19 protein-coding genes are annotated in these 22,379 nt (G+C 54.9%); 10 read left to right on the top strand and 9 right to left on the bottom strand.

Going from position 1 to position 22,379, the window contains the following annotated elements; all coding sequences use genetic code 11:
* Positions 1 to 98: 98 nt before the first annotated feature.
* Positions 99 to 1,637 (bottom strand): Na(+)/H(+) antiporter NhaB, encoded by a 1,539-nt coding sequence (nhaB, locus tag ACHHZ6_RS01090; protein WP_395121600.1) that lies wholly within the window; start codon positions 1,635 to 1,637, stop codon positions 99 to 101.
* 200 nt (positions 1,638 to 1,837) lie between these two features.
* Between nhaB and fadR the strand changes: the two genes are divergently transcribed.
* Positions 1,838 to 2,557 carry a fatty acid metabolism transcriptional regulator FadR gene (gene fadR, locus ACHHZ6_RS01085; protein WP_182271759.1) on the top strand — a complete coding sequence of 240 codons (720 nt, stop codon included), beginning with the start codon at positions 1,838 to 1,840 and terminating at the stop codon, positions 2,555 to 2,557.
* 68 nt (positions 2,558 to 2,625) lie between these two features.
* Here the strand turns inward: fadR and ACHHZ6_RS01080 are convergent, their stop codons facing one another.
* On the bottom strand, positions 2,626 to 4,158 hold the full coding sequence (locus tag ACHHZ6_RS01080) for a SpoVR family protein (RefSeq protein WP_182271758.1): 1,533 nt from the start codon (positions 4,156 to 4,158) through the stop codon (positions 2,626 to 2,628).
* Between the two features lie 320 nt (positions 4,159 to 4,478).
* On the opposite strand from ACHHZ6_RS01080, the gene ACHHZ6_RS01075 reads away from it, so the two are divergent.
* Both ACHHZ6_RS01075 and dadX read left to right on the top strand, forming a co-directional pair.
* Positions 4,479 to 5,777, top strand: a complete 1,299-nt coding sequence (locus ACHHZ6_RS01075; RefSeq protein WP_182271757.1) for a D-amino acid dehydrogenase — start codon at positions 4,479 to 4,481, stop codon at positions 5,775 to 5,777.
* Positions 5,778 to 5,791: 14 nt separating this feature from the next.
* Positions 5,792 to 6,862 (top strand): catabolic alanine racemase DadX, encoded by a 1,071-nt coding sequence (gene dadX / locus ACHHZ6_RS01070; RefSeq protein ID WP_395121597.1) that lies wholly within the window; start codon positions 5,792 to 5,794, stop codon positions 6,860 to 6,862.
* Positions 6,863 to 6,908: 46 nt separating this feature from the next.
* Here the strand turns inward: dadX and ACHHZ6_RS01065 are convergent, their stop codons facing one another.
* Together ACHHZ6_RS01065 and ldcA are read right to left on the bottom strand one after the other, a co-directional pair.
* Positions 6,909 to 8,642, bottom strand: a complete 1,734-nt coding sequence (locus tag ACHHZ6_RS01065) for a potassium/proton antiporter (RefSeq protein WP_395121595.1) — start codon at positions 8,640 to 8,642, stop codon at positions 6,909 to 6,911.
* 97 nt (positions 8,643 to 8,739) lie between these two features.
* The gene (gene ldcA / locus ACHHZ6_RS01060) at positions 8,740 to 9,654 is read right to left on the bottom strand and encodes a muramoyltetrapeptide carboxypeptidase (protein WP_395121593.1); all 915 of its coding nucleotides are present in this window, start codon (positions 9,652 to 9,654) and stop codon (positions 8,740 to 8,742) included.
* Positions 9,655 to 9,761: 107 nt separating this feature from the next.
* Between ldcA and emtA the strand changes: the two genes are divergently transcribed.
* On the top strand, positions 9,762 to 10,373 hold the full coding sequence (emtA, locus tag ACHHZ6_RS01055; RefSeq protein WP_182271753.1) for a membrane-bound lytic murein transglycosylase EmtA: 612 nt from the start codon (positions 9,762 to 9,764) through the stop codon (positions 10,371 to 10,373).
* A gap of 35 nt (positions 10,374 to 10,408) precedes the next feature.
* Here the strand turns inward: emtA and ACHHZ6_RS01050 are convergent, their stop codons facing one another.
* The gene (locus tag ACHHZ6_RS01050) at positions 10,409 to 11,140 is read right to left on the bottom strand and encodes a flagellar brake protein (protein ID WP_182271752.1); all 732 of its coding nucleotides are present in this window, start codon (positions 11,138 to 11,140) and stop codon (positions 10,409 to 10,411) included.
* A 208-nt stretch (positions 11,141 to 11,348) separates the two neighbouring features.
* Between ACHHZ6_RS01050 and ACHHZ6_RS01045 the strand changes: the two genes are divergently transcribed.
* On the top strand, positions 11,349 to 11,603 hold the full coding sequence (locus ACHHZ6_RS01045) for a GlsB/YeaQ/YmgE family stress response membrane protein (RefSeq protein ID WP_182271751.1): 255 nt from the start codon (positions 11,349 to 11,351) through the stop codon (positions 11,601 to 11,603).
* A 74-nt stretch (positions 11,604 to 11,677) separates the two neighbouring features.
* Here the strand turns inward: ACHHZ6_RS01045 and ACHHZ6_RS01040 are convergent, their stop codons facing one another.
* The gene (locus tag ACHHZ6_RS01040; protein ID WP_395121590.1) at positions 11,678 to 13,360 is read right to left on the bottom strand and encodes an alpha,alpha-trehalase; all 1,683 of its coding nucleotides are present in this window, start codon (positions 13,358 to 13,360) and stop codon (positions 11,678 to 11,680) included.
* 126 nt (positions 13,361 to 13,486) lie between these two features.
* Positions 13,487 to 14,443 (bottom strand): AraC family transcriptional regulator, encoded by a 957-nt coding sequence (locus ACHHZ6_RS01035; protein WP_182919901.1) that lies wholly within the window; start codon positions 14,441 to 14,443, stop codon positions 13,487 to 13,489.
* Between the two features lie 116 nt (positions 14,444 to 14,559).
* On the opposite strand from ACHHZ6_RS01035, the gene ACHHZ6_RS01030 reads away from it, so the two are divergent.
* Positions 14,560 to 15,747 (top strand): MFS transporter, encoded by a 1,188-nt coding sequence (locus ACHHZ6_RS01030; RefSeq protein WP_395121588.1) that lies wholly within the window; start codon positions 14,560 to 14,562, stop codon positions 15,745 to 15,747.
* A 50-nt stretch (positions 15,748 to 15,797) separates the two neighbouring features.
* Here ACHHZ6_RS01030 and gap read toward each other — a convergent pair whose 3' ends face one another.
* Both gap and ACHHZ6_RS01020 read right to left on the bottom strand, forming a co-directional pair.
* The gene (gene gap, locus ACHHZ6_RS01025) at positions 15,798 to 16,808 is read right to left on the bottom strand and encodes a type I glyceraldehyde-3-phosphate dehydrogenase (RefSeq protein WP_196390091.1); all 1,011 of its coding nucleotides are present in this window, start codon (positions 16,806 to 16,808) and stop codon (positions 15,798 to 15,800) included.
* Positions 16,809 to 16,889: 81 nt separating this feature from the next.
* A complete protein-coding gene (locus ACHHZ6_RS01020; protein WP_196390090.1) occupies positions 16,890 to 17,870 on the bottom strand; it encodes a GlxA family transcriptional regulator in 981 nt (326 codons plus the stop codon).
* 858 nt (positions 17,871 to 18,728) lie between these two features.
* On the opposite strand from ACHHZ6_RS01020, the gene ACHHZ6_RS01015 reads away from it, so the two are divergent.
* From ACHHZ6_RS01015 to ACHHZ6_RS01000, 4 genes are read left to right on the top strand one after another with little or no spacing between them, the layout of a single operon-like run.
* Complete coding sequence (locus tag ACHHZ6_RS01015) at positions 18,729 to 19,223, top strand: SH3 domain-containing protein (protein ID WP_182271746.1); 495 nt, start codon at positions 18,729 to 18,731, stop codon at positions 19,221 to 19,223.
* Positions 19,224 to 19,246: 23 nt separating this feature from the next.
* Positions 19,247 to 19,750 (top strand): type VI secretion system lipoprotein TssJ, encoded by a 504-nt coding sequence (gene tssJ, locus ACHHZ6_RS01010; RefSeq protein WP_182271745.1) that lies wholly within the window; start codon positions 19,247 to 19,249, stop codon positions 19,748 to 19,750.
* A 28-nt stretch (positions 19,751 to 19,778) separates the two neighbouring features.
* Positions 19,779 to 21,122, top strand: a complete 1,344-nt coding sequence (tssK, locus tag ACHHZ6_RS01005; RefSeq protein ID WP_395121585.1) for a type VI secretion system baseplate subunit TssK — start codon at positions 19,779 to 19,781, stop codon at positions 21,120 to 21,122.
* A 17-nt stretch (positions 21,123 to 21,139) separates the two neighbouring features.
* Positions 21,140 to 22,378 carry a DotU family type VI secretion system protein gene (locus tag ACHHZ6_RS01000; protein ID WP_182919906.1) on the top strand — a complete coding sequence of 413 codons (1,239 nt, stop codon included), beginning with the start codon at positions 21,140 to 21,142 and terminating at the stop codon, positions 22,376 to 22,378.
* Position 22,379: the final 1 nt, after the last annotated feature.

The raw sequence follows: 22,379 nt of genomic DNA, 5'->3' as shown, positions 1-22,379 counted from the left end.
TCGTTTTTCACGCCACCTGTACCTGACGAATTAAAACGTAATTGGATGTTTATCATGCGAAAAGGCAAACGGGCAGCGTGCTGCCCGGGATTCATATTTTACTGCGCCGCAAGTATACCCGCTTGTATCAACCATTGCGTATAAGGAATGAGGGTAATTTTGATGCACAGCAATCCTGTGACAGTCAGCACCAGCGTATAGGGTAGCGCCATCCACACCATACGGCCATAAGAGAGGCGAATGAGTGGCGCAAGGGCTGAGGTCAGCAGGAACAGGAATGCAGCTTGTCCGTTTGGCGTCGCCACCGAGGGCAGGTTCGTCCCGGTGTTGATTGCCACTGCGAGCAATTCAAATTGCCCGGCGCTGATACCCCCGTTCGCCATCGCCGCTTTGGCCTCATTGATATACACCGTCCCGACGAACACGTTGTCGGAAATTGATGAGAGCAGGCCGTTGAACAGGTAAAAGAGCGATAGCTGGGCATCGGGCGCGGCTTTCAGTACGAAAGCGATCAGTGGAGAGAACAGCTGTTGGTCGATAATTACCGCCACAACCGCAAAAAACACCGCCAGCAGCGCGGTAAACGGCAGGGCTTCCGTGAAGGCTTTGCCAATGGCATGCTCGTCCGTCACGCCGGTAAAGGTGGTGGCCAGGATAATGACCGACAGGCCGATTAAGCCAACTTCAGCAAGATGGAAAGCCAGTGCGGCAATCAGCCAGATGCCGATAATACCCTGCGCGACTAAACGCAGCGTCTCCTGACGCGTGCGCTGGCTGCGGCTTTGCAGATCGAATTTCTGGAGTTCCTGGCGTACCGGTTCCGTGAGGGTTGCACCATAGCCAAAGACCCGGAATTTCTCCAGCAGCACACAGGTGAGCAAACCACAAATCAGCACCGGTACGCTAACCGGGGCCATCCGCAGGAAAAATTCACCGAAATGCCAGCCTGCGGCTTTGGCAATGATCAGGTTTTGCGGCTCACCCACCATTGTCATCACGCCACCCAGTGCGGTACCCACGCCGGCATGCATCATCAGACTGCGCAGGAATGCGCGGAACTGCTCCAGCACTTCCCGGTGCCAGGTATCAACCTGACTGTCGTCCAGCAGGTCATCCCCGGGGCGCGAGGAAGCCACCCGGTGATAAATCCCGTAAAACCCCACGGCGACGCTGATCACGACGGCAACCACCGTCAGTGCATCCAGGAAGGCTGAAAGGAACGCGGCTGCCAGGCAGAAGGCCAGCGATAATAACGTTTTGGAGGAGATGCTTAATAACAACCGGGTAAAAATAAACAGCAGGAGCTGCTTCATAAAGTAGATCCCGGCGACCATAAACATCAGCAACAGCAGGACTTCAAGATTTGACGCCAGCTCCTCTTTCACATGTTCTGCGCTGGTCATGCCAATCACGACGGCCTCGAACGCCAGCAGTCCACCGGAGAGCAACGGATAACATGTCAGCGCCATCGCCAGCGTGAAGATAAATTCAGCGACCAGTAGCCATCCGGCAATAAACGGGTTCACAACGAAAATAACAGGATTAACAACCAGGAATACCAGCAGTATCAGTTTGTACCAGTCGGGAGACTGGCCTAAAAAGTTGCGCCACAGCGCGCGCCCGAATGACATTTCCACGACAGACTATCTTCCCCGTCAAATAAGACAAAGCACAAGTATACGCAAAAATCGTCTCCGGGAGGGCGACAAAGCGGTCTGTAAATTTCATCAAAATTAAACGGTGATCCCTCTTTTCTCGCTTTCCTGCGCTATCTGCCTCTGCATGCCTCTGGTATGATGAGTGCAATTTGCTAAAGCTGTGTAATGGAAATCTCACTATGGTTATTAAGGCGCAGAGCCCGGCGGGTTTCGCGGAAGAGTACATCATTGAAAGCATCTGGAATAATCGTTTCCCTGCAGGATCCATTCTTCCGGCTGAACGCGAACTCTCTGAACTGATTGGCGTCACTCGCACCACGCTGCGAGAAGTGCTCCAGCGACTGGCGCGTGATGGCTGGTTGACGATCCAGCACGGTAAGCCAACAAAAGTGAATAACTTCTGGGAAACCTCCGGGCTGAATATTCTTGAAACGCTGGCACGTCTTGACCACGAAAGTGTGCCACAGCTGATCGATAACCTGCTCTCTGTGCGTACCAATATCGCGACAATCTTTATTCGTACTGCATTTCGTCAGCACCCGGAAGATGCGCTTGCGGTTCTGGCCAGCGCGAATGCAATAGAAGATCATGCCGATGCCTTTGCCACCCTTGATTACAATGTATTCCGTGGGTTAGCGTTTGCCTCCGGCAACCCGATTTACGGTCTCATCCTGAATGGAATGAAAGGGTTGTACACCCGCATTGGGCGTCACTATTTCGCCAACCCGGAAGCCCGTAGCCTGGCGCTGGGGTTCTATCACAAGCTGGGCGAACTGTGTTCCTCTGGTCTGCACGACCAGGTTTACGAAACGGTGCGTCGCTACGGTCACGACTCCGGTGAAATCTGGCATCGTATGCAGAAAACGCTGCCGGGTGATTTAGCGATTCAGGGTCGCTAAAAGAAAAAACCTCTCGTCTGAGAGGTTTTTTTTCGCCCGGTAAGCAGAGTGCCACCGGGCAAACAGCGTTAAAGCGTATTCAACCGCGCCGGGCAGCGTTCCAGCAGCTCTACGCTGCCATCCTCATTCTGCTGCTCCAGCAGTACGTCAAACCCCCACAGGCGATGCACATGCTTCAGCACCTCTTTGCGCCCTTTATCCAGCGGCGCGCGGTTGTGCGGAATGTAGCGTAACGTCAGAGAGCGGTCACCGCGCAGATCCACATTCCATACCTGAATGTTTGGCTCAAGGTTGCTCAGGTTGTACTGGGAAGAGAGGCGAGAGCGGATCTCACGGTATCCCTCTTCGTTATGAATTGCCGAAATCTCCAGGTAGTTATTGCGGTCATCATCCAGCACGGTGAAGAAGCGGAAATCACGCATGATTTTCGGCGACATAAACTGGCTGATGAAGCTCTCATCCTTAAAGTCGCGCATCGCAAAATGCAGCGTTTCCAGCCAGTCCGAACCGGCAATATCCGGGAACCAGTATTTGTCTTCGTCCGTTGGCGACTGGCAGATGCGTTTAATATCCTGGAACATGGCAAAGCCAAGCGCATACGGGTTAATACCGCTGTACCACGGGCTGTTGTAAGGGGGCTGGAACACCACATTGGTATGGCTGTGCAGGAATTCCATCATGAACCGCTCGGTGACTTTCCCTTCGTCATAGAGGTGATTAAGGATGGTGTAGTGCCAGAACGTCGCCCAGCCTTCGTTCATCACCTGCGTCTGTTTCTGCGGGTAGAAGTACTGGCTCACCTTGCGCACGATGCGCAGGATCTCACGCTGCCATGACTCCAGCAATGGGGCGTTTTTCTCCATAAAGTAAAGCAGGTTTTCCTGTGGCTCAGACGGATAGCGCCGCGCCTCGGCGACCGCTTTTTCCTCTTCACGCTTCGGCAGGGTACGCCACAGCATATTCACCTGGCTTTGCAGATACTCTTCGCGGCTTTTCTGCCGGGCTTTCTCCTCCTGCAGGGAGATTTTCTGTGGCCGTTTGTAACGGTCGACGCCGTAGTTCATCAGCGCGTGACAGGAGTCGAGCAGTTTCTCCACTTCATCCACGCCGTAGCGTTCTTCGCAGTCGGTAATGTATTTGCGGGCGAAGATCAGGTAATCAACGATTGAGCTGGCATCCGTCCAGCTACGGAACAGATAGTTATTTTTGAAGAACGAGTTGTGCCCGTAGCAGGCATGCGCCATCACCAGCGCCTGCATGGTAATGGTGTTCTCTTCCATCAGATAAGCAATACACGGATTGGAGTTGATGACAATCTCATACGCCAGTCCCTGCTGGCCGTGTTTATACAAGCGCTCGGTTTCAATGAATTTTTTACCAAACGACCAGTGTGGATAGTTAATCGGCATCCCGACGCTGGAGTAGGCATCCATCATCTGTTCGGACGTAATGACTTCAATTTGATGGGGATAGGTATCCAGGCGATACAACTTTGCTACCCGGTCGATCTCGGCGAGGTAGACATCCAGCAGCTCGAAGGTCCAGTCGGGTCCATCGCTCAGACGTGTGTTGTCCTTGGATATGGAATCAATAGTAGCCATTAGCGCGCCCTCGTTGTTGGTGCTCTCTCTGTCTGGAGAGCCTCCTTTCAAGCATAGAACAACGTGTTAAAAAGCGTGCTGGCGCAGAAATTTTTTCTTTGCGATTTCCCGTTTTTGATACGGCAAAAAAACCGGTATCAACAGTATTTTATGCTGGTTAAAAATAACGCGCAGCAGGAGATGCCAAATAAGCGCTATCCCCGTATGCAGGGGAAGATGTGAGGTAAGTCACCATAAAAAAGTCATATGTTGAATAATATTTTCAACTAGGTTATCAATCTGTAATTAGATGATTGTTCTTTTGCAAATATGGGGTAGCTATGCGTGTTGTCATACTGGGAAGTGGTGTCGTTGGCGTAACCAGCGCCTGGTATTTAAGTCAGGCGGGACATGAGGTTACCGTTATCGACAGGGAACCCGGCCCGGCGCTGGAAACCAGCGCGGCGAATGCCGGGCAAATCTCACCGGGCTATGCGGCACCGTGGGCGGCTCCCGGCGTCCCGTTGAAGGCGATCAAGTGGATGTTCCAGCGTCATGCACCGCTGGCGATCAGCCTGGACGGCACGCAGTTCCAGCTTAAGTGGATGTGGCAGATGCTGCGCAACTGCGATACCCGGCATTACATGGAAAACAAAGGGCGCATGGTGCGTCTGGCGGAATACAGTCGTGACTGCCTGAAAGCCTTGCGCGCCTCGACCGGTATTGAGTATGAAGGCCGTCAGGGGGGAACGCTGCAGTTGTTCCGTACGGCACAACAGTATGAAAACGCCACCCGCGATATTGCCGTGCTTGAAGATGCTGGCGTACCGTATCAACTGCTGGAAGCCAGCCAACTGGGGCAGGTAGAGCCTGCACTGGCGGAAGTGGCGCATAAGCTGACCGGGGGGCTGCGTTTACCTAACGATGAAACCGGCGACTGCCAGCTCTTTACTCAGCGTCTGGCGCACATGTGCGAACAGGCGGGGGTGAAATTCCGGTTTAACACCTCTGTCGACAAGTTGCTGTCGGAAGGGGAAAACCTCTACGGCGTGAAGTGCGGTGAAGAGGTGATCAAAGCCGACGCGTACGTCATGGCGTTTGGCTCATACTCCACCGCCATGCTGAAAGGCATTCTCGATATTCCGGTATATCCGCTGAAAGGCTACTCGCTGACGATCCCGGTGAAAGAGGAAAGCGGTGCCCCTGTATCGACCATTCTGGATGAAACCTACAAAATCGCCATTACCCGTTTCGATAACCGCATCCGTGTGGGCGGTATGGCGGAGATCGTCGGCTTTAACACCGAGCTGCTGCAACCGCGTCGTGAAACGCTGGAGATGGTGGTGGGCGATCTCTTCCCGCGCGGTGGGTTTGTTGAGCAGGCAACGTTCTGGACTGGTCTGCGTCCAATGACACCTGACGGTACGCCAATTGTGGGCCGCACGCCGTTTAAAAATCTGTGGACGAATACCGGGCACGGTACCCTCGGCTGGACGATGGCCTGTGGTTCGGGACAATTGTTGAGCGACCTGATCTCCGGGCGCACGCCGGCCATTCCGTTTGATGATTTAAGTGCCGCGCGCTATCAATCAGGGTTCACCCCATCGCGTCCACAGCACCTGCACGGCGCGCATAATTAACATAAGGAGTCGTCATGTCCCGTCCTGTTCTGGCTCAGCTGAATTTGCAGGCTCTGAAGGATAACCTGCAAATTGTTCGCCGCGCCGCACCAGGTTCACGCGTGTGGTCGGTGGTGAAAGCGAATGCCTACGGTCACGGCATTGACCGTATATGGAGCGCGCTCAGTGCCACCGACGGCTTTGCCTTACTGAATCTGGAAGAGGCTATTCTGTTGCGCGAGCGCGGCTGGAAGGGGCCAGTCTTGCTGCTGGAAGGGTTCTTCCACGCCGACGATCTGCCGCTGCTGGATAAGTATCGCCTGACCACCAGCGTGCACAGCAACTGGCAGATTAAAGCTCTGCAGAATGCGAAGCTGCATGCCCCGCTGGATATTTATCTCAAAATGAACAGCGGCATGAACCGTCTGGGCTTCCAGCCTGAGCGGGTACATACGGTCTGGCAGCAGTTGCGCGTCCTGAAAAACGTGGGGGAAATGACGCTGATGGCGCATTTTGCCGATGCCGAAAGACCGGACGGTATTGCCGATGCGCTGGTGCGTATCGACCAGGCGGCAGAAGGGCTGGATTGTCCGCGCTCGCTGTCGAATTCGGCGGCGACGCTCTGGCATCCTGAAGCACACTATAACTGGGTGCGCCCTGGGATCATTTTGTACGGTGCGTCCCCGTCTGGTCAGTGGCAGGATATCGCCAACAGCGGCCTGAAGCCGGTAATGACTCTGCGGAGCGAAATTATCGGCGTACAGACGCTGAAGGCGGGAGATACGGTAGGGTACGGCAGCCGTTACCGGGCAACGGGTGAACAGCGTATTGGTATTGTGGCAGGCGGCTATGCAGACGGTTATCCGCGCATCGCACCGACCGGCACGCCAGTGTGGGTAAATGGTGTTCGCACGGGGACGGTGGGGACAGTGTCGATGGATATGTTGGCCGTTGACCTGACTCCGTGCCCGCAGGCAGGCATTGGTTCGCCGGTAGAGCTGTGGGGCAATGAAGTGAAAATTGACGATGTGGCCGCCGCGGCGGGGACGGTCGGCTATGAGCTGATGTGTGCTCTGGCACCGAGAGTGCCTGTTGTGACGGTATAACCTTCCTGGTTGCCGGGTGGCGCTAACGCTCACCCGGCAACCAGTCTTACTCCGCGTCTTCTTCCATCGGCCGCACGCCGACCTTGCGTACCGCATTATCCTCTTTCTCTGCCACCGTCCAGATCATCCCGGCAAACTCCACGTGGTCACCGACGACCGGTGCAGCGCCAAGCAGTTGTTGGATAATTTCGCCCAGTGTTTGCTGTTTATCGCGGTATTCCAGACCTTCATCCAGACCGTAAATCAGCGCCACGTCGGCAAATTTTGCGCTGGCTTCCAGAATAAAATCACCGAAGAAACGCTGATCCAGCGCAACAGGCGGAGACTGGCTGAACAGTTTGCCCAGGGCGGGCAAATCGTGTTCGCGGCCAATGACGCAGAGAATATCACCTTCGCGCAGGCGGGTACTGCCGGTTGGATGCAGCAGGATATTATCGCGGAACAGCGCCGCAATTCGTGTTTCGGTCGGCATATGCAAATCGCGCAGCGACGCCCCCACGCACCATTTATCAGCACTGAGCTGATAGACAAACTGCTCCCACGGGTTCTCCGGGTGAATATCCAGCCCCACACGGGAGACCGGCCAGCCGATGGGTGGCACCACCACTTTGGCTTTTTTCGCCGCCCACCCGAGTGACGTTCCCTGGAACAGCAGCGACACCAGCACCACGAAAAAGGCCACGTTAAAGAACAGGCGTGCGTTATCCAGACCCGCCATCATCGGGAAGACGGCAAGGATAATCGGCACTGCACCGCGTAACCCCACCCAGCTGATAAAGATGCGCTCGCGCAGGTTGAAGCCGCGAAACGGTAGCAGACCGGCAAACACCGAGAGCGGACGGGCGAAGAAAATCATCCACGCCGACAACATCAGGGCCGGAACGGCAATGGGTAACAGATCCGATGGCGTGACCAGCAGGCCAAGCACCAGGAACATACCGATCTGTGCCAGCCAGGCCAGACCGTCAAAGTTCTGCAAAATGGCGTGGCGGTTACGAATCGGGCGGTTACCCAGCAAAAAGCCGCACAGATAAATGGCCAGAATACCGCTACCGCCTATTGCGGTGGTCAGGGCGAAAGTCAGGATCCCGCCGCTCAGGGCCAGTAACGGATAGAGTCCCGCAGGCAGCGAAATCCGGTTGATCATCTGCTGCAGCAAATAACCGCCAGCAAGGCCGATGACAATACCCAGGCCAAACTGCTGCAAAATATGCAAGGCGAACATCCAGCTCAGACCGCTTTCATGCTGCTGGATCATCTCAATCAGCGTGATGGTGAGAAACACCGCCATCGGATCGTTACTGCCTGATTCAATTTCCAGCGTTGAGCCAACACGTTCGTTCAGCCCTTTACCACCAAGCAGGGAGAAAACGGCTGCTGCATCAGTGGAGCCGACAATTGCGCCAATCAGCAATCCTTCCATGATATTGAGATGGAACAGCCACGCGGCCATCATGCCGGTCAGACCGGAGGTAATCAGCACGCCGACGGTGGCGAGCGACAGCGCCGGCCCTAAGGCCACGCGAAATGAACTCGCCTGGGTGCGCATCCCGCCGTCCAGCAGGATCACCGCCAGCGCGAGGTTACTCACCATGTAGGCGAAGGGGTAGTTATCGAATGGGATACCGCCGATACCATCGATACCGGCCAGCATGCCGATGGCAAGGAAAATAACTAAAATAGGTATGCCGAGACGTGATGACAATGAACTCAATAAAATACTACAGGTTACAAGCACAGAACCCAGAATAAACAGGCTGATTACCGCTGCGGCATCCAATGTTGTCTTACTCCCACCTCAATGTTAACGCTGTTATTAAAACCCTAACATATTAACGACCCAAACAGCGTTTAATTGAGGCGGTTTAAGGAATTTTTTAACCTTTAATAACAGGATGACCGCTAATCGTTAACCGACTGCCCGAATCATCGTGTGTCAGGATGGCCTGCGCGCCCAACGCCAGGGTGACGGTTTGTTGTTCATGGCCGAAATCCAGCCCGGTAATCACCGGGATATCAAGACGTGAGCGGATGAACTCGACCATCGTTTCAAGGGAATAACCTGCGTCGTAGTCGTTCGGTGCAGAACCGCTAAAGCTGCCCAGCACGATGGCGGACTGACGGGCAAGAATACCGGCATGATAAAGCTGCAACAACATACGTTCGACGCGGAACGGATGTTCATTGATATCCTCCAGCACCAGGATACCGTCCGCAATTTGTGGCAACCACGGCGTGCCAATCAGCGACACCAGCATTGCCAGGTTACCGCCCCACAGCTGCCCCTCGCACGCCCAGTGTGGCCCGTTGCCTTGCCACTCTACGTGGTAGACCGGGTTTTGCAGCGCGCGCCAGAAATGTTCTTGCGTAAACGCGTCCAGCTCCGGCGCACCGAAATTACCGGCCAGCATGGGGCCGCTAAAGGTGATGACATTATGCAGCGCAAGCAGGCCAAGCTGGATCGCCGTGAAATCACTGTGCCCGCAAATCAGCAGAGGCTCCTGCAGTTGACGTTTTGCCAGCCCTTGCCAGTCGATGCTCTCCAGCAACCGGCTTGCACCATAGCCGCCGCGCACCGCAAGGACAATTTGATCCTCACCCTTCAGGTTCACCAGACCGTTGATATCGTTCAGTCTCTGCGCTTCGGTTCCGGCAAAGCGTTGCTGGCGGCGGGGGATAACCGTCTGATTTTCTACCCGATGGCCGGATTCCAGTAAGCGCTGAACTCCCCGTTGTGCCGCCTCCTGGTTGATGCAGTAGCCCGACGGTGCGATGAGATGAAACTGAGACATGGCAATTCCTTGCTGAATGAGAAACTAATTGTCTATATCATGCCGCTTATACGCTCCCTGCTTCAAGGGGCTGTATACCGCGATGACCGGCTATAAGGATAGATGACGTGAAATTGAGATGGTTTGCTTTTTTGATTGTGTTGCTTGCTGGCTGTAGTTCAAAACATGACTATCAAAATCCCCCCTGGAACCCTGAAGTCCCTGTGAAACGGGCCATGCAGTGGATGCCGATCAGTGAACAAGCCGGGAAGGCATGGGGCGTCAGCCCACGTCTGGTTACGGCGATTATTGCCGTGGAATCCGGCGGCAACCCAACGCTTGTCAGCAAATCGAACGCGGTGGGGTTGATGCAGCTTAAAGCGTCAACGGCGGGGAAAGAGGTCTACCGCTACATGGGCTGGAGCGGTCAGCCGTCGACCAGCGAGCTGAAAAACCCGGAACGCAACATTTCAATGGGCACGGCGTACCTGAGCATTCTGGAGCATGGCGTGCTGAAGGGAATAGAAGATCCTGAAGTCATGCAGTACGCGCTGGTGGTTTCATACGTTAACGGTGCCGGGGCACTGCTCAGAACCTTCTCATCTGACCGCAAAGAGGCGATTGAAGAGATTAACGGCATGGACAAAGACGAGTTCTTTGAGCATGTCGTGAAGAATCATCCGGCACCACAGGCTCCTCGCTATATCTGGAAAGTGCAGAAAGCGATGGATGCCATGTAATGCCGTGATCGGGCGGCCACGCTGCCCGATATGCATCACAGCACTTTGTTGGCACGTTCCCGCGCCTCTCGCTCCAGAGAGAAAATAATGCGCTGCAGTTCGCGCTCAGCGCCAGGCCCCACGTTCAGGAAGCGGAAGCTCAGGCGTGGGGTGGTAATGGTTTCGTTTTTGCTGTCCACCACTTTACGCTCGCTGATGGCAATCAGCTGTGCATCGAAATAGAACCGTCCCCAGCCGCCCATATCCAGTTCGATTTGCGTGAATCGCATACCTTCCACCAGCCCCTCGGGCTTTGGCGTGTCCATCAGCGCACCCATGCCGCCCAGCGACAGGTCAAAGAGACGGAAGCGGAGCTCTTTTTTATCCGGCATTTTGGCCTTACAAAAATAAGCGGGGTGAAGCGGGGCGCTGATACGGAAATATTCACGGCGCTGAACAAACCAGAGGTTAGTGGGAAGCGGCGTGACGAATGCAGGCAGACCCTGGTATTCGTTCAGTTCCAGTCGCGGCATCACAAACTCTACCTTTGCACCCTGGGTTTCAGCCATCACGGAAATGTTTTCTGCCCGCATCACCGCGCGGTTTTCATACTCCTGGCTCCCCAGGTCGATGACCATACGCTCCGACGAGACATCAAGGATCTTGCTGATAAACTGATTGGTCGACCAGGTGATGCGCAGCGGCACCTCGCCTTTTTGCAGATCGCGTAATACCCCTAATACAGCCAGCGGATTTTGCTTCAGGAACTGCTCACTGTAATTTCTCACGCCAGATGGCTCCTCAGATATATGACAGACTGTCTTTGCGTTATCGGCAGTCTGAAATGGAACTTAATACAAACCGGTGAGTTTTTTTTCATAATGGCGGTAATTTAAGTCGGTGAGATGAAACCGGTTTTCCGGTGGTGACCTATAATTAAGTTACCTGCGCGGAAGGTTTTCTGTGCATGGGTTAAACCTGCAAGAGGGCATTGCTATGGGTATCATCGCCTGGATTATCTTTGGTCTAATTGCTGGCGCTATCGCTAAACTTATCATGCCAGGGCGTGATGGCGGCGGCTTTATTTTGACCTGTGTCCTCGGGGTCGTTGGTGCGGTTGTTGGTGGCTGGCTGGCGACGATGTTTGGCATCGGAGGCAATATAAGTGGTTTTGATCTGCACAGTTTTCTGGTCGCCGTGGCAGGAGCCATTGTTGTACTGGGTGTGTTCAGACTGCTCAGACGGGCATAAGATTACTGAAAACGGCTCTCTCCTGAGGGCCGTTTTTTTGTGCGCATTACCCTCTCTGCTGTTTTTCGCCAGGGCTACTGTGCCACACTTTTCTCCGGTACCGCCCCGTGACTCGCTGCGGGCTGATTTTCAGACACCGTGTCACACGGCTTCTCTTTTGGACACACCAGATCCAGCATCTTCAGCGTCACGCCGTTACTCCAGCCAAAACCATCCTGCAGCGGGTACTCGCCACCACCACCCCCCGTACCAGTGGTAGACACATCATACTTCTCCACCAGTTTTTGCTCGCGGTCATAGGTGTGCTGAACATTTTTCAGGAAGCGCCACGTGACGTCCATCGCAACCTTGTTTTGTCCGTAGTTCTGTAACCCTTCCGTTGCAACCCATTGCAGCGGTGCCCAGCCATTTGGCGCATCCCATTGCTGGCCACTGGTGACGGTGGTCGTTGAAATCCCACCCGGTTTAAGCAGGTGTGAAGCGGCAGCCGATGCCACTTTATCAGCACGATCCTGCGCTGCTGCCTTCACGTAAAGCGGGAACAGGGCCGCGGCAGTGAGCTGATTGCGCACCTGTTTACGCCTGAGATCGTAATCGGCGTACCAGCCCTCTTTTTCATTCCACAGGTGGTTTTCAATTGCTTTCTGGCGCGCGGAGGCCAGCGCCTCATATTTGCCTGCACCAGCGGTATCGCCACTCTCCTTGCTTGCCCGCGCCAGCAGTTTTTCCATCTTAAACATCAGGGAGTTCAGATCTACCGGGACAATGCTGGTGGTGTGAATTGTACCAAGCTTGTGCGGATCGTCCATCCAGCGGGAGCTAAAGTCCCAGCCTGAAGCGGCGGCAGAACGCAGATCGCGGTAGATTTCCGTTGCCGGGCGGTCAGGATTGCTTTTAGCGGTCGTCACATCATCCAGCCAGGACTCCGGGCGTGGCGTATCGCGGTCATCCCAGTAACGGTTGAGGACTTCGCCGTCAGTCAGTTTTACCACCCGTTTGTTGGCCTGCCCCGGCTGTAGCGCATCAGCCCCCGCCATCCACCAGGCGTACTCTTTCTCCATCTGCGGACGGTATTTTTTCAGCGCATCGCTGTCGTGCGTGGCCAGCAACTCCACCATCAGGGAGAAAAACGGCGGCTGAGAGCGGCTCAGGTAGTAGCTACGGTTACCGTTGGGGATATGCCCCCAGGTATCAATTTCCCAGGCGAAATTGTCCACCATATCGCTGATTTTATCCCAGTGGCCACTTTCGGCCAGACCCAGCATGGTGAAATAACTGTCCCAGTAGTAAACCTCACGAAAACGGCCGCCGGGCACGACATACGGTTTCGGCAGCGGCAGGAGTGAATCCCATCTGGAGGCTTTCTCAGTGGTTCGGGTCAGAACGGGCCAGAGATCGTCAATGTGCGCACGTAAACTTTGTCCTGCCGGGGGAACGTATTTTTCCCCCTCTGCTGGCAGGGTAAAGTTCATTTCGACAAAGTGACGTAAGTCAAAGCCGGACTGGGTGTGTTGCATCCGGTAATCCGCCAGAATCATCATTGGATCGCTTTTCGGGATCGCATCGGCAAAGGTCTTTTGATCGGGAAAGAGTCTGGCGCTCTGCACATCATTAAAGAGAGGGCCGAGCAAAATATCGGGCGGGCTTTTCTGGGGCGCTGGCAGAGAGTCTGCATAACCCAATGTGGTAACACCGAGCAGCGCACCTCCCAATGCAAGGCGCAAAAGGGATGGGCGTAATGTACGAGGTCGTATCATTGGTTCGTCTCCTGTATTCGCTGAGCAGCGTGACCGCTGTTGTCAATCACCTGAAAACCTTAGACGAATATGTGTGGCTGCGCGTGTTTCATGTCCCATTTTGCGCACATCCGGACGATTTACCGTTTAAACCTCTTCTGACGCCGGGATCGATTCCCTGAGCGAGCCTGGGGCATGTCCGATGATCCGCTTAAACGCCCGGCTAAAGGCCGCCAGCGATCCGTACCCCAGACGCAATGCCACCGTTTCGATGGGCTGATTTTCGTGCCGAATGTACTGAATAGCCAGACGCATTCTCAGCTCGCTGAGATATTTTGCCGGGGTTGTCCCCGTAGCGGAAAGAAAACGCTCGGCGAATACGGAACGGGAGGTACCCGCTTCTTTTGCCAGGTCTGCCACGCTCCAGTTCAGCCCCGGCTGCTGGTGCATGGCGTAAATCGCCCGGCTCAGGCGCGGATCGCGCAGAACCTGTACCCAGCCGGTGGCTTTACCACACCCTGCCTCTACCCAGCCACGGACGATCAACGCGGCCACCACATCGGCCAGCCGGGCCAGGATCCCCGCGAACCCCACCTGACGCGTCATTGACTCTCGTTCCATCGCCGCCAGCAGGGGATGGATCTCCGGCCAGGTGGACATCAACCGGCTTACCATCATCACTTCCGGCATCGCTTTGATCAGCGGTTGCATGCCGCCCAGTTCGAAATCCATACATCCGCTGAAGATGATGGTGTGCTCGCTCTCCGGGCACGGCTCACAGGTAATCGCACAGACCGAGCTGCAGATAGGCTCGCTGGGAAATGCGCTGACCGGGGTGATTGTTGCCTGTTCGTCTGAGAGCAGGGCATGGGCGTTACCGTTGGGGATAAAGAGCGCGTCACCGCCGTTCAGGGCGAAGGTTGCGCCGCTTTCCATCCGCAGCAGGGCATTGCCGCGGCTGACAAAATGAAATTGTGCCTTACCGGCCGCCTGATGAAACGCCACGCCAAACGGCGCGCTGGCTTCAATCCGGCGGTATTTCACGCCCGACAGACGCATGCCGCGTAAAAGTTCGCTGATCAAATCGGGTGACTGAACGGTCATGAGCGCAACTCCGGACGAATAATCAATAAGTGGAGATTATATGTCATAGATCGTCCACGGGGAACACTCTATGCTTTTGCGACAGTTGTCACATTTTTATAACGGGAGAACAACAGATGAATTCATGTATCGCGGCGAGAGAGGCTATAGCGCCCGCAAAACCCGCCTGGCGAGCCGTCTATTCACTGGGGCTGGGGGTATTTGGTCTGATAACGGCAGAGTTCTTGCCCGCCAGTTTGCTGACGCCAATGGCGGCCAGCCTGGGCGTCACCGAAGGGATGGCCGGGCAGGCGGTGACCGCAACCGCACTGGTGGCGCTGGTCACCGGTTTGCTGATTACTTCTGCCACCAAAAGCATCGATCGCCGCTGGGTATTGATGTTTTTCTCGGTGCTGCAAATCATCTCCAGCCTGCTGGTGGCCTTTGCGCCAACGCTGCATGTTCTGCTGATGGGGCGTTTGCTGTTGGGTATCGCCATTGGGGGATTCTGGGCGATGTCGACCGCCACGGCGATGCGGCTGGTACCTGCCGATAAAGTGCCGAAAGCGCTGGCGGTGATCTTCTCCAGCGTGTCGATTGCGACAGTAGTGGCTGCCCCGCTGGGGAGCTATCTTGGCAGCCTGATCGGCTGGCGTAACGTCTTTATCCTCTGCATTCTGCCGAGCATGCTGGCGCTGCTGTGGCAGCTCTGGGTACTGCCATCCATGAAACCGGAGAGCAGCGGCAGCCTGGGAACGCTATTCCGCGTGCTGAGACGTCCGGGGATGATCGGCGGGATGCTGGCGACCATCCTGATCTTCAGCGGCCATTTTGCCTTCTTTACCTATCTGCGCCCGTTTCTGGAAACGGTCGGCCAGGCGAGCGTAGAGAGCATTTCGCTGATCCTGCTGGGCTTTGGTATTGCCAACTTTGTCGGGACATCCATTGCCGGGCATCTTCTGGCGCGCAACCTGCGCCTGACGCTGGCGCTGGTACCTTTCGCTATGGGTGTACTGGCGCTCATCATGGTGGCATTTGGTCATCTGGCGATGCTGGACGGGTTGCTCGTTGCGCTGTGGGGTTTTGCCTTTGGTCTGGTGCCGGTGGGCTGGTCAACCTGGCTTGCAACGACCGTTCCTGATGAAGCCGAAAGCGCGGGGGGATTGCTGGTGGCCTCTATCCAGCTGGCGATAAGTGCGGGTGCGGCAGGCGGCGGAGCCGTGTTTGACCTCAACGGTGCCAGCGGCGTGTTTGCCGGAAGCGGTTTACTGCTGGTTACCGCCATGGTGATTGTGCTGATGGGCGTCAGGGTTAAAGCGGAATAACACTGCATGTGTAAGCCCGGTAACCGTAGCGTCACCGGGCATAACGTGCCTTACACGCCTTTTTTATCCATCAGCACGGCGAGATCCACCAGACGGTTTGAGAACCCCCATTCGTTGTCATACCACGCCAGGATTTTGACCATATTGCCGCCGATCACCAGTGTGGAAAGCCCGTCGATAATGGAAGAACGCGGGTCACCCTGATAATCGCTGGAGACCAGTGGTTCATCGCTGTAGCCCAGAATGTCTTTCAGCGGCCCGCTTGCTGCTGCTTTACGGAACGCATCGTTGACCTCTTCGACGGTCACATTCCGGCTCAGTGTCACCGTCAGATCGACGATGGACACTACCGGAACCGGCACGCGCAGCGAGTATCCGGTCAGACGGCCATCCAGAGCCGGGATCACTTTCCCCAGCGCTTTTGCTGCCCCGCTGGAGTAAGGCACAATCGACAGCGCGGCCGCGCGGGCACCGCGCAGATCTTTCTCCGGCTGATCGTGCAGCGCCTGGCTGTTGGTGTAAGCATGCGTGGTGTTCATCAGCCCGTGTTCAATACCAAACTGCTGATGCAGTACCTGTGCCGCCGGAGCCAGCCCGTTGGTGGTACAACTCCCGTTACTCACCACCTGGTGCAGGGCCGGGTCGTACAGCTCATGGTTCACACCCATCACCACCGTCAGGTCGTCGTTTTTACCGGGGGCGGAGATAATGACCCGTTTCGCGCCACCGCGATGAATATGCACCGCTGCTTTATCACGTTCGGTGAAGAAACCCGTGGCTTCAATCACCACGTCTACCCCAACATCGCGCCACGGAATGTTGGCCGGATCGCGTTCGCTGAACACGACGATCCGCTGGCCGTCGACCTGCAACGCACCGTCTGCCGCTTCAACGGAAACCGGTAATGTACCGAGCAGGGAATCGTACTTGAGCAGATGGGCGAGGGTTTTGCTGTCCGTCAGATCGTTAATCGCCGCAATCTGAATGTCGGGGTTACCCAACGCGGCACGCAGAAAATTACGCCCGATCCTGCCGAAACCGTTAATACCGACCTTAACCATGATCAACTCCTTAGTATCTGTGATGTCTGGAGTGACTGTAGGCTTCAGGCGAAATGGCGTAAATGACAAAAAAGGATCAGATTACGCCATCTTGCGGCAGTGGAAGCGCTGGCGGTACTCTCCCGGCGTGAGGTGAAGCTGTTTCTCAAAGACGCGACGCAGGTTGATGCTGGTGCCAAATCCGCTTCTCCCGGCGATAAGCTCCAGCGAGTCATTTGTCTGTTCAAGAAGCTGTCTGGCAGCGGCAAGACGTGCTTCGGCTACGTAGCGCGCCGGAGAGGCTCCTGCGTCGCGGGTAAACACGCGGGTGAAATTTCGTGGGCTCATGGCGACTCTTTCCGCCAGATTTTCAACGCACAGGTCGGCGGTGAGGTTTTGCAGGATCCAGGCCTGTAATTCGCTAATGGGGCCGGAAGTCCCCGATTGCTGCAGGTTATAACGGCTGAACTGCAGCTGCCCGCCCGGGCGACGCAGATACATCACCATGTCCTGCGCCACGTCACGAGCGAGGGTAAAACCGTAGTCATCTTCAACCAGTGCCAGCGTCAGGTCAAACCCGGAACTGACACCGCCGGACGTCCAGATGGGGCCGTCCTGAATATAGAGTGGGCCACCTTCCACACGGATAGCCGGATACGTTTCCTGCATTGTCTCCAGAAGCCGCCAGTGCGTCGTGGCGCGACGTCCGTCGAGTAATCCGGTCTGTGCCAGCAGCATCGCGCCACCGCAGATGGAGGCAATACGCCGGGCGTGAGGGGCTGCAAGGTGTAGCCAGTCCACCACCGCGGTGCTCTCCAGCTCGTTCATGCCGCGTCCGGTAATGATAATGGTGTCGAGCGGCTCGCGTGGGTCCAGCTCCGGCAGGCGATAGTCCGCCAGCAAATTTAAGCCAGACTGCCCGTGGATCACCTGATGGGGCTGAGTGGTGGCAATGAGGATACGGTAGCAGGGATTGCTCAGGCCTTCCGGGTGCAGTCGGTTGGCCTGCATCAGAATGTCGGCGATACCGGCGGCTTCAAACAACATGCCGCCGTCAGGAACGATAATCAGGATTTTCTTCATGTCCTGAAAAGTACCTTTATCGCAAAATAAGTCAAGCTGCAGACTCTGTATTAACCAATGCCCTGGTAAAAGTACGTGTAAAAGGAAACTATGTAGTGAACGTTAAACAGAAGTAGGGCATTTGCGAACCGCTTTGCGGCGCGTAATGGAACCTTCTGTGGGTAAGAACACAGCAATGATATGGCTGAGAGAAAGAGGGGGGAGCTATAATGGCGGACCGAATCTGATTTAGTCACGCTTAATAGTTCATGCGCTGCGAGACACCTGATGAAAGCGCTTTTGCTATAATGTTGCCGTTATTTCGTGGTGCAAAATTAATATGCTTCAGCACTATCGGAAATTTCTTCACCATTAAAAGAAGATTCGAATGAAACCTATCTCGTGAATGCAACAAATATGATGTGCATAATATATTCATATTGTCATAAATAATTTAAATTCTACTAATTATGGTAGTGGTAATGCTATGTTTATTACGTTAATGCGATCCATTCTCTTTTTTGGATAATCTGTTTTAATTCATATAGTTGCTGTGTGTTTTGGTGGGCTAAATTGAACTTGGCACGCTATGTGTGGGTTTTTGGTAGGATTATTCCTATATTTTCATGAGTGACTCATAAAACACCAGGAAATTAGAAGGCAATATTGAAATGATGACGAGCTTATGTAAACTTGTGGGCTGATTGTTAAAATATGTCAGGATGAAGCAGGGCCTTATTCTGTAAGGCTTGTGCGGTAGCTATACCCTAAGAATAGTCACGCTGTGAAAATACCTGTCATATTCTAAACGATACTATTTAAGTCAAATATCATCTCCCCCCAATCTACTATCATCTAAATATCGCTACGGAAAAGCATATGAAAATGCGCGTATTGTTTTCACTCCTGTTTGTAATGGCGGTGGCGGGCTGTAAAGCGCCGCAGAAACCTGTGATAACCGACGATACGATCGTTACCAGCCAGGTCAATGGCGTCACGTTAACCCACCGTCATGTTGTTACCCCTCCGGCAGAATTTACCCAGGTTAATGAACCTTATCGTGCAATGTATCCGGCGTCATTGATGAGCCGTCCTGATTACGGCGGAAAGGCGATCAGCACGCTTGAGACCGGAAAAACCTACGTGGTTCTGGGTCAGGTTGAACACTACTGGATGGCGCTTGCGGATGAGGGTAGCGAACAACTGATTGGTTACGTCCCCATGCGTGCCGTGATCAAGGCCGATCAGTATGACGCGGCCGTGCGTAAACAAGCGCTTCGTCCAAAAGCGCGTAAGAAAACGACCTGCGTTGATGTGGATGGCAACAGTAAAGCCTGCAAAGACAACGCGAACGGGACCTGGATCCTGAACTAAACGGATTTCATGAGCGTATTTTTATGAATAATAAAAATTTTCACAGGATGTGGTTAGCATTTTACGCGGTGATTTTTGTTCTGGTCAGTGGTTGTACGTCCTCTTCACACAACGACCCCTCCCGCTACAATCTGCAGTTTCAGGCTCATCCGCAAATCAATGATTCCGCGCCGCTTAAAGTCAGAGTGTTGCTGCTGAAATCTGATGCGGATTTCATGTCCAGCGACTTCTATTCCCTGCAGAACAACGCGTCAACCACGCTTGGCGCGAATCTGCTTAACAGCGATGTCTTCTTCCTGATGCCGGGCCAGCTTTCGAAAACCCTGAGTGGGCAAAGCTCTCCCGACGCCCGCTATATCGGTGTGATGGCGGAATACCAGGCGCTGGATGGGAAAAAATGGCGCGTTTCACTCCCGCTGCCTGTTCCCGGCGAAAACCCTGTCTATCAGTTCTGGAAGTGGTCCGCAGATGAACTCCAGGCCAACGTCTTTCTGGACGTGAATGGCATCCGGGTCATCAGCCAGTAACGCGCTTCATAACAGGAAACACATCATCATGACGAAAGCAGAAAAGGTCGTCTGGACCGAAGGGATGTTTCTGCGTCCACACCATTTTCAGCGGACAGAGAGTTACCTGCTCAACCACGTTCGTGAGTGGGGGGCGCTGCAGCGCTCGTATCTGTGGGGCTTTCTCGACGTTGAACTCGACGAGGCGATGCTTCGTCAGGGTTGCATTGCGCTGAGCTACTGCAGCGGTTTGCTGCCTGACGGAACCTTTTTCCAGGTACGTAACGGGCGCAACGGCCCGGTACCGCTAAAAATCCCTGATAACCTCACCAATGAGAAAGTGGTGCTCGCGCTGCCGGTTCGCCGGGGTGAACGCGAAGAGGTTATCTTCAGCGAAGAGCAGGCCTCGCTCGCGCGTTTTATCGCCTTTGAACAAGAGGTGGAAGACGATAATGCCATGTCGGTGGGGGATGCTACGGTACAGTTTGGCCGTTTGCGCCTGACCCTGATGCTGGAAAAAGATCTGACAGCAGAGTGGACTGCTATCGGCGTGGCGTTTGTCACCGAGAAGCGCAACGACAATCATGTGCGGCTGGACAGCAGCTACATCCCTCCGATGCTGAATGCCAACAACAACCCGCTGCTCTATAGCATGATTAACGATCTGCACGGTTTACTGGTGCAGCGTAGTCAGCAGATTGGCGGTCGTCTGCGTCAGCCTGGCCGTTTTAACACCTCTGAGCTGATTGAATTTACACTGCTCTCGCTGGTGAATCGCCATCTGGGCGAAGTATCACATTTAAAAACTCTCCCGCTGCTCCACCCGGAAGCGCTCTGGCATCGCTGGCTACCGTTTGCCACCGAACTTGCTACCTGGACCTCTCAGCGTAGCGCAGAAAACGTGCTGCCAATTTATGACCATGATGATCTCGCGGGCTGCTTCAGCAAGTTGATGCTGATGCTGCGCCAGGGGCTGTCGCTGGTGATGGAAGACCATGCTATCCAGTTACCGCTTAACGAACGTTCTCATGGCCTGAACATCGCCACCGTCCCTGAGACCAGCATGGTACGTGAGTTTGGCTTTGTACTGGCGGTAAAAGCCAATGTGCCGGGCGATCACCTGCAAACCCATTTCCCTGCCCAGATGAAGGTGGCTCCGGTCTCCAGGATCCGCGATCTGGTTCAGCTGCAACTGCCGGGCATTATGCTGCGGGCTATGCCGGTCGCGCCACCGCAAATCCCCTGGCATGCGGGTTACAGCTATTTTGAGCTGGAGAAGGGCTGTGAACTGTGGCACGAGATGGACAAGTCCGGTGCTTTCGCTCTGCATCTTGCAGGGGAGTTCCCGGGTCTTGATATGGAGTTTTGGGCCATCCGTAGCCCGACAGAATAATAAAGCGAGCGCTAAATATGCAGGAACGACAGGATACCGGCAGTGATGCCGTGTTTACCGGGGCCAGTAGCAACAATCAGCTGGTGGCGGCCGCCAATCCGCTGCTCAACGCGATTCCGCAAATCCGTCACTCAGTATCACATGACGATCAGGTGGCGTTGCGCCAGCGCTTGATCGACGAAATTCGCCGTTTCGAAGTCCGTTGCCAACAGGCGGGACTGCCTTATGAAGTGATCGTCGGTGCCCGTTATTGTCTGTGTACGGCACTGGATGAAGCCGCTGCGCTTACCCCGTGGGGGAGCAGCGGCGTCTGGTCCAGTAGCGGGTTGCTGGTGACGTTTCACAACGAAACCTGGGGGGGAGAGAAGTTCTTCCAGCTGCTGGCGCGTCTGTCGCAGAACCCGCGTGAACATATTCTGTTGCTGGAGATGATCAACTACTGCCTGCTACTTGGATTCGAAGGGCGCTACCGGGTGCTGGATAACGGCCGCACCCAGCTTGAAACCATCAAGCAGCGGCTGTGGCAGATGATCCGTGGCGTGCGCGGCAGCTATCCGCCGCCGCTCTCACCACACCCGGAAGACCGGCCTGTGCTACGTAAACTGTGGCGTCCGATGGTGCCGCTGTGGGCCTGTGCCACGCTGGTCGGTTTCATTGCCTGCCTGTTCTATATCGTTCTTAACTGGCGTCTCGGTGACAACACCAATCCGGTGCTGGCGAAGATTTACCAGTCCCAGCTCCCGGAAACCTCAGTTCAGCAACCGACACGGCAATTGCCCGCTGTGCTGAATCTGCGCGGCTTCCTGAAACCTGAAATTGATGCTGGCCTGGTGGCGGTGAAGGACGAAGCAGATCGCAGCGTAGTGATCCTGAAAGGCGACGGCCTGTTCGCTTCCGCCTCTACGGTGGTGCGCGATCGCTATGAGCCGGTGATCAACCGCATTGCCCAGGCGATGAATAACGTCAGCGGCAAAATTCTGGTGGTTGGCTACAGCGACAACGTGCCCATTCGCAGCGCGCGTTTTGCCTCTAACTATGAGCTCTCTCTGGAACGTGCCCGGTCTGTGCAAAAACAGCTGCAGGGAAGCCTCTCCCAACCTGAGCGCGTGAAAGCGGAGGGGCGAGGCGAGATTAATCCTGTGGTACCGAACAATACGCCTGAAAACCGCGCCCGTAACCGCCGTGTGGAAATTACTCTGCTGGTGTCGCCTGAGAATACGCAGGCTGAGCTGAACGGATTGCCGCAAGGAAACTAAG

It is taken from the genome of Enterobacter cloacae complex sp. 2024EL-00214 (genome assembly GCF_043945575.1).
Taxonomy (GTDB): domain Bacteria; phylum Pseudomonadota; class Gammaproteobacteria; order Enterobacterales; family Enterobacteriaceae; genus Enterobacter; species Enterobacter cloacae_P.
Note: the sequence above shows the minus strand (reverse complement) of the source record. Positions and strands in the feature narration are given on the sequence as shown.

What these genes read in the sequence shown, in the direction of transcription:
- dadX (WP_395121597.1), top strand. Translation starts at nt 5,792, where the DNA reads ATGTCCCGTCCTGTTCTGGCTCAGCTGAATTTGCAGGCTCTGAAGGAT.
- ACHHZ6_RS01030 (WP_395121588.1), top strand. Translation starts at nt 14,560, where the DNA reads ATGAATTCATGTATCGCGGCGAGAGAGGCTATAGCGCCCGCAAAACCC.
- ACHHZ6_RS01035 (WP_182919901.1), bottom strand. Translation starts at nt 14,443, where the DNA reads ATGACCGTTCAGTCACCCGATTTGATCAGCGAACTTTTACGCGGCATG.
- tssK (WP_395121585.1), top strand. Translation starts at nt 19,779, where the DNA reads ATGACGAAAGCAGAAAAGGTCGTCTGGACCGAAGGGATGTTTCTGCGT.
- ACHHZ6_RS01000 (WP_182919906.1), top strand. Translation starts at nt 21,140, where the DNA reads ATGCAGGAACGACAGGATACCGGCAGTGATGCCGTGTTTACCGGGGCC.
- ACHHZ6_RS01075 (WP_182271757.1), top strand. Translation starts at nt 4,479, where the DNA reads ATGCGTGTTGTCATACTGGGAAGTGGTGTCGTTGGCGTAACCAGCGCC.
- fadR (WP_182271759.1), top strand. Translation starts at nt 1,838, where the DNA reads ATGGTTATTAAGGCGCAGAGCCCGGCGGGTTTCGCGGAAGAGTACATC.
- ACHHZ6_RS01080 (WP_182271758.1), bottom strand. Translation starts at nt 4,158, where the DNA reads ATGGCTACTATTGATTCCATATCCAAGGACAACACACGTCTGAGCGAT.
- ACHHZ6_RS01015 (WP_182271746.1), top strand. Translation starts at nt 18,729, where the DNA reads ATGAAAATGCGCGTATTGTTTTCACTCCTGTTTGTAATGGCGGTGGCG.
- ldcA (WP_395121593.1), bottom strand. Translation starts at nt 9,654, where the DNA reads ATGTCTCAGTTTCATCTCATCGCACCGTCGGGCTACTGCATCAACCAG.
- tssJ (WP_182271745.1), top strand. Translation starts at nt 19,247, where the DNA reads ATGAATAATAAAAATTTTCACAGGATGTGGTTAGCATTTTACGCGGTG.
- ACHHZ6_RS01040 (WP_395121590.1), bottom strand. Translation starts at nt 13,360, where the DNA reads ATGATACGACCTCGTACATTACGCCCATCCCTTTTGCGCCTTGCATTG.
- ACHHZ6_RS01045 (WP_182271751.1), top strand. Translation starts at nt 11,349, where the DNA reads ATGGGTATCATCGCCTGGATTATCTTTGGTCTAATTGCTGGCGCTATC.
- gap (WP_196390091.1), bottom strand. Translation starts at nt 16,808, where the DNA reads ATGGTTAAGGTCGGTATTAACGGTTTCGGCAGGATCGGGCGTAATTTT.
- ACHHZ6_RS01020 (WP_196390090.1), bottom strand. Translation starts at nt 17,870, where the DNA reads ATGAAGAAAATCCTGATTATCGTTCCTGACGGCGGCATGTTGTTTGAA.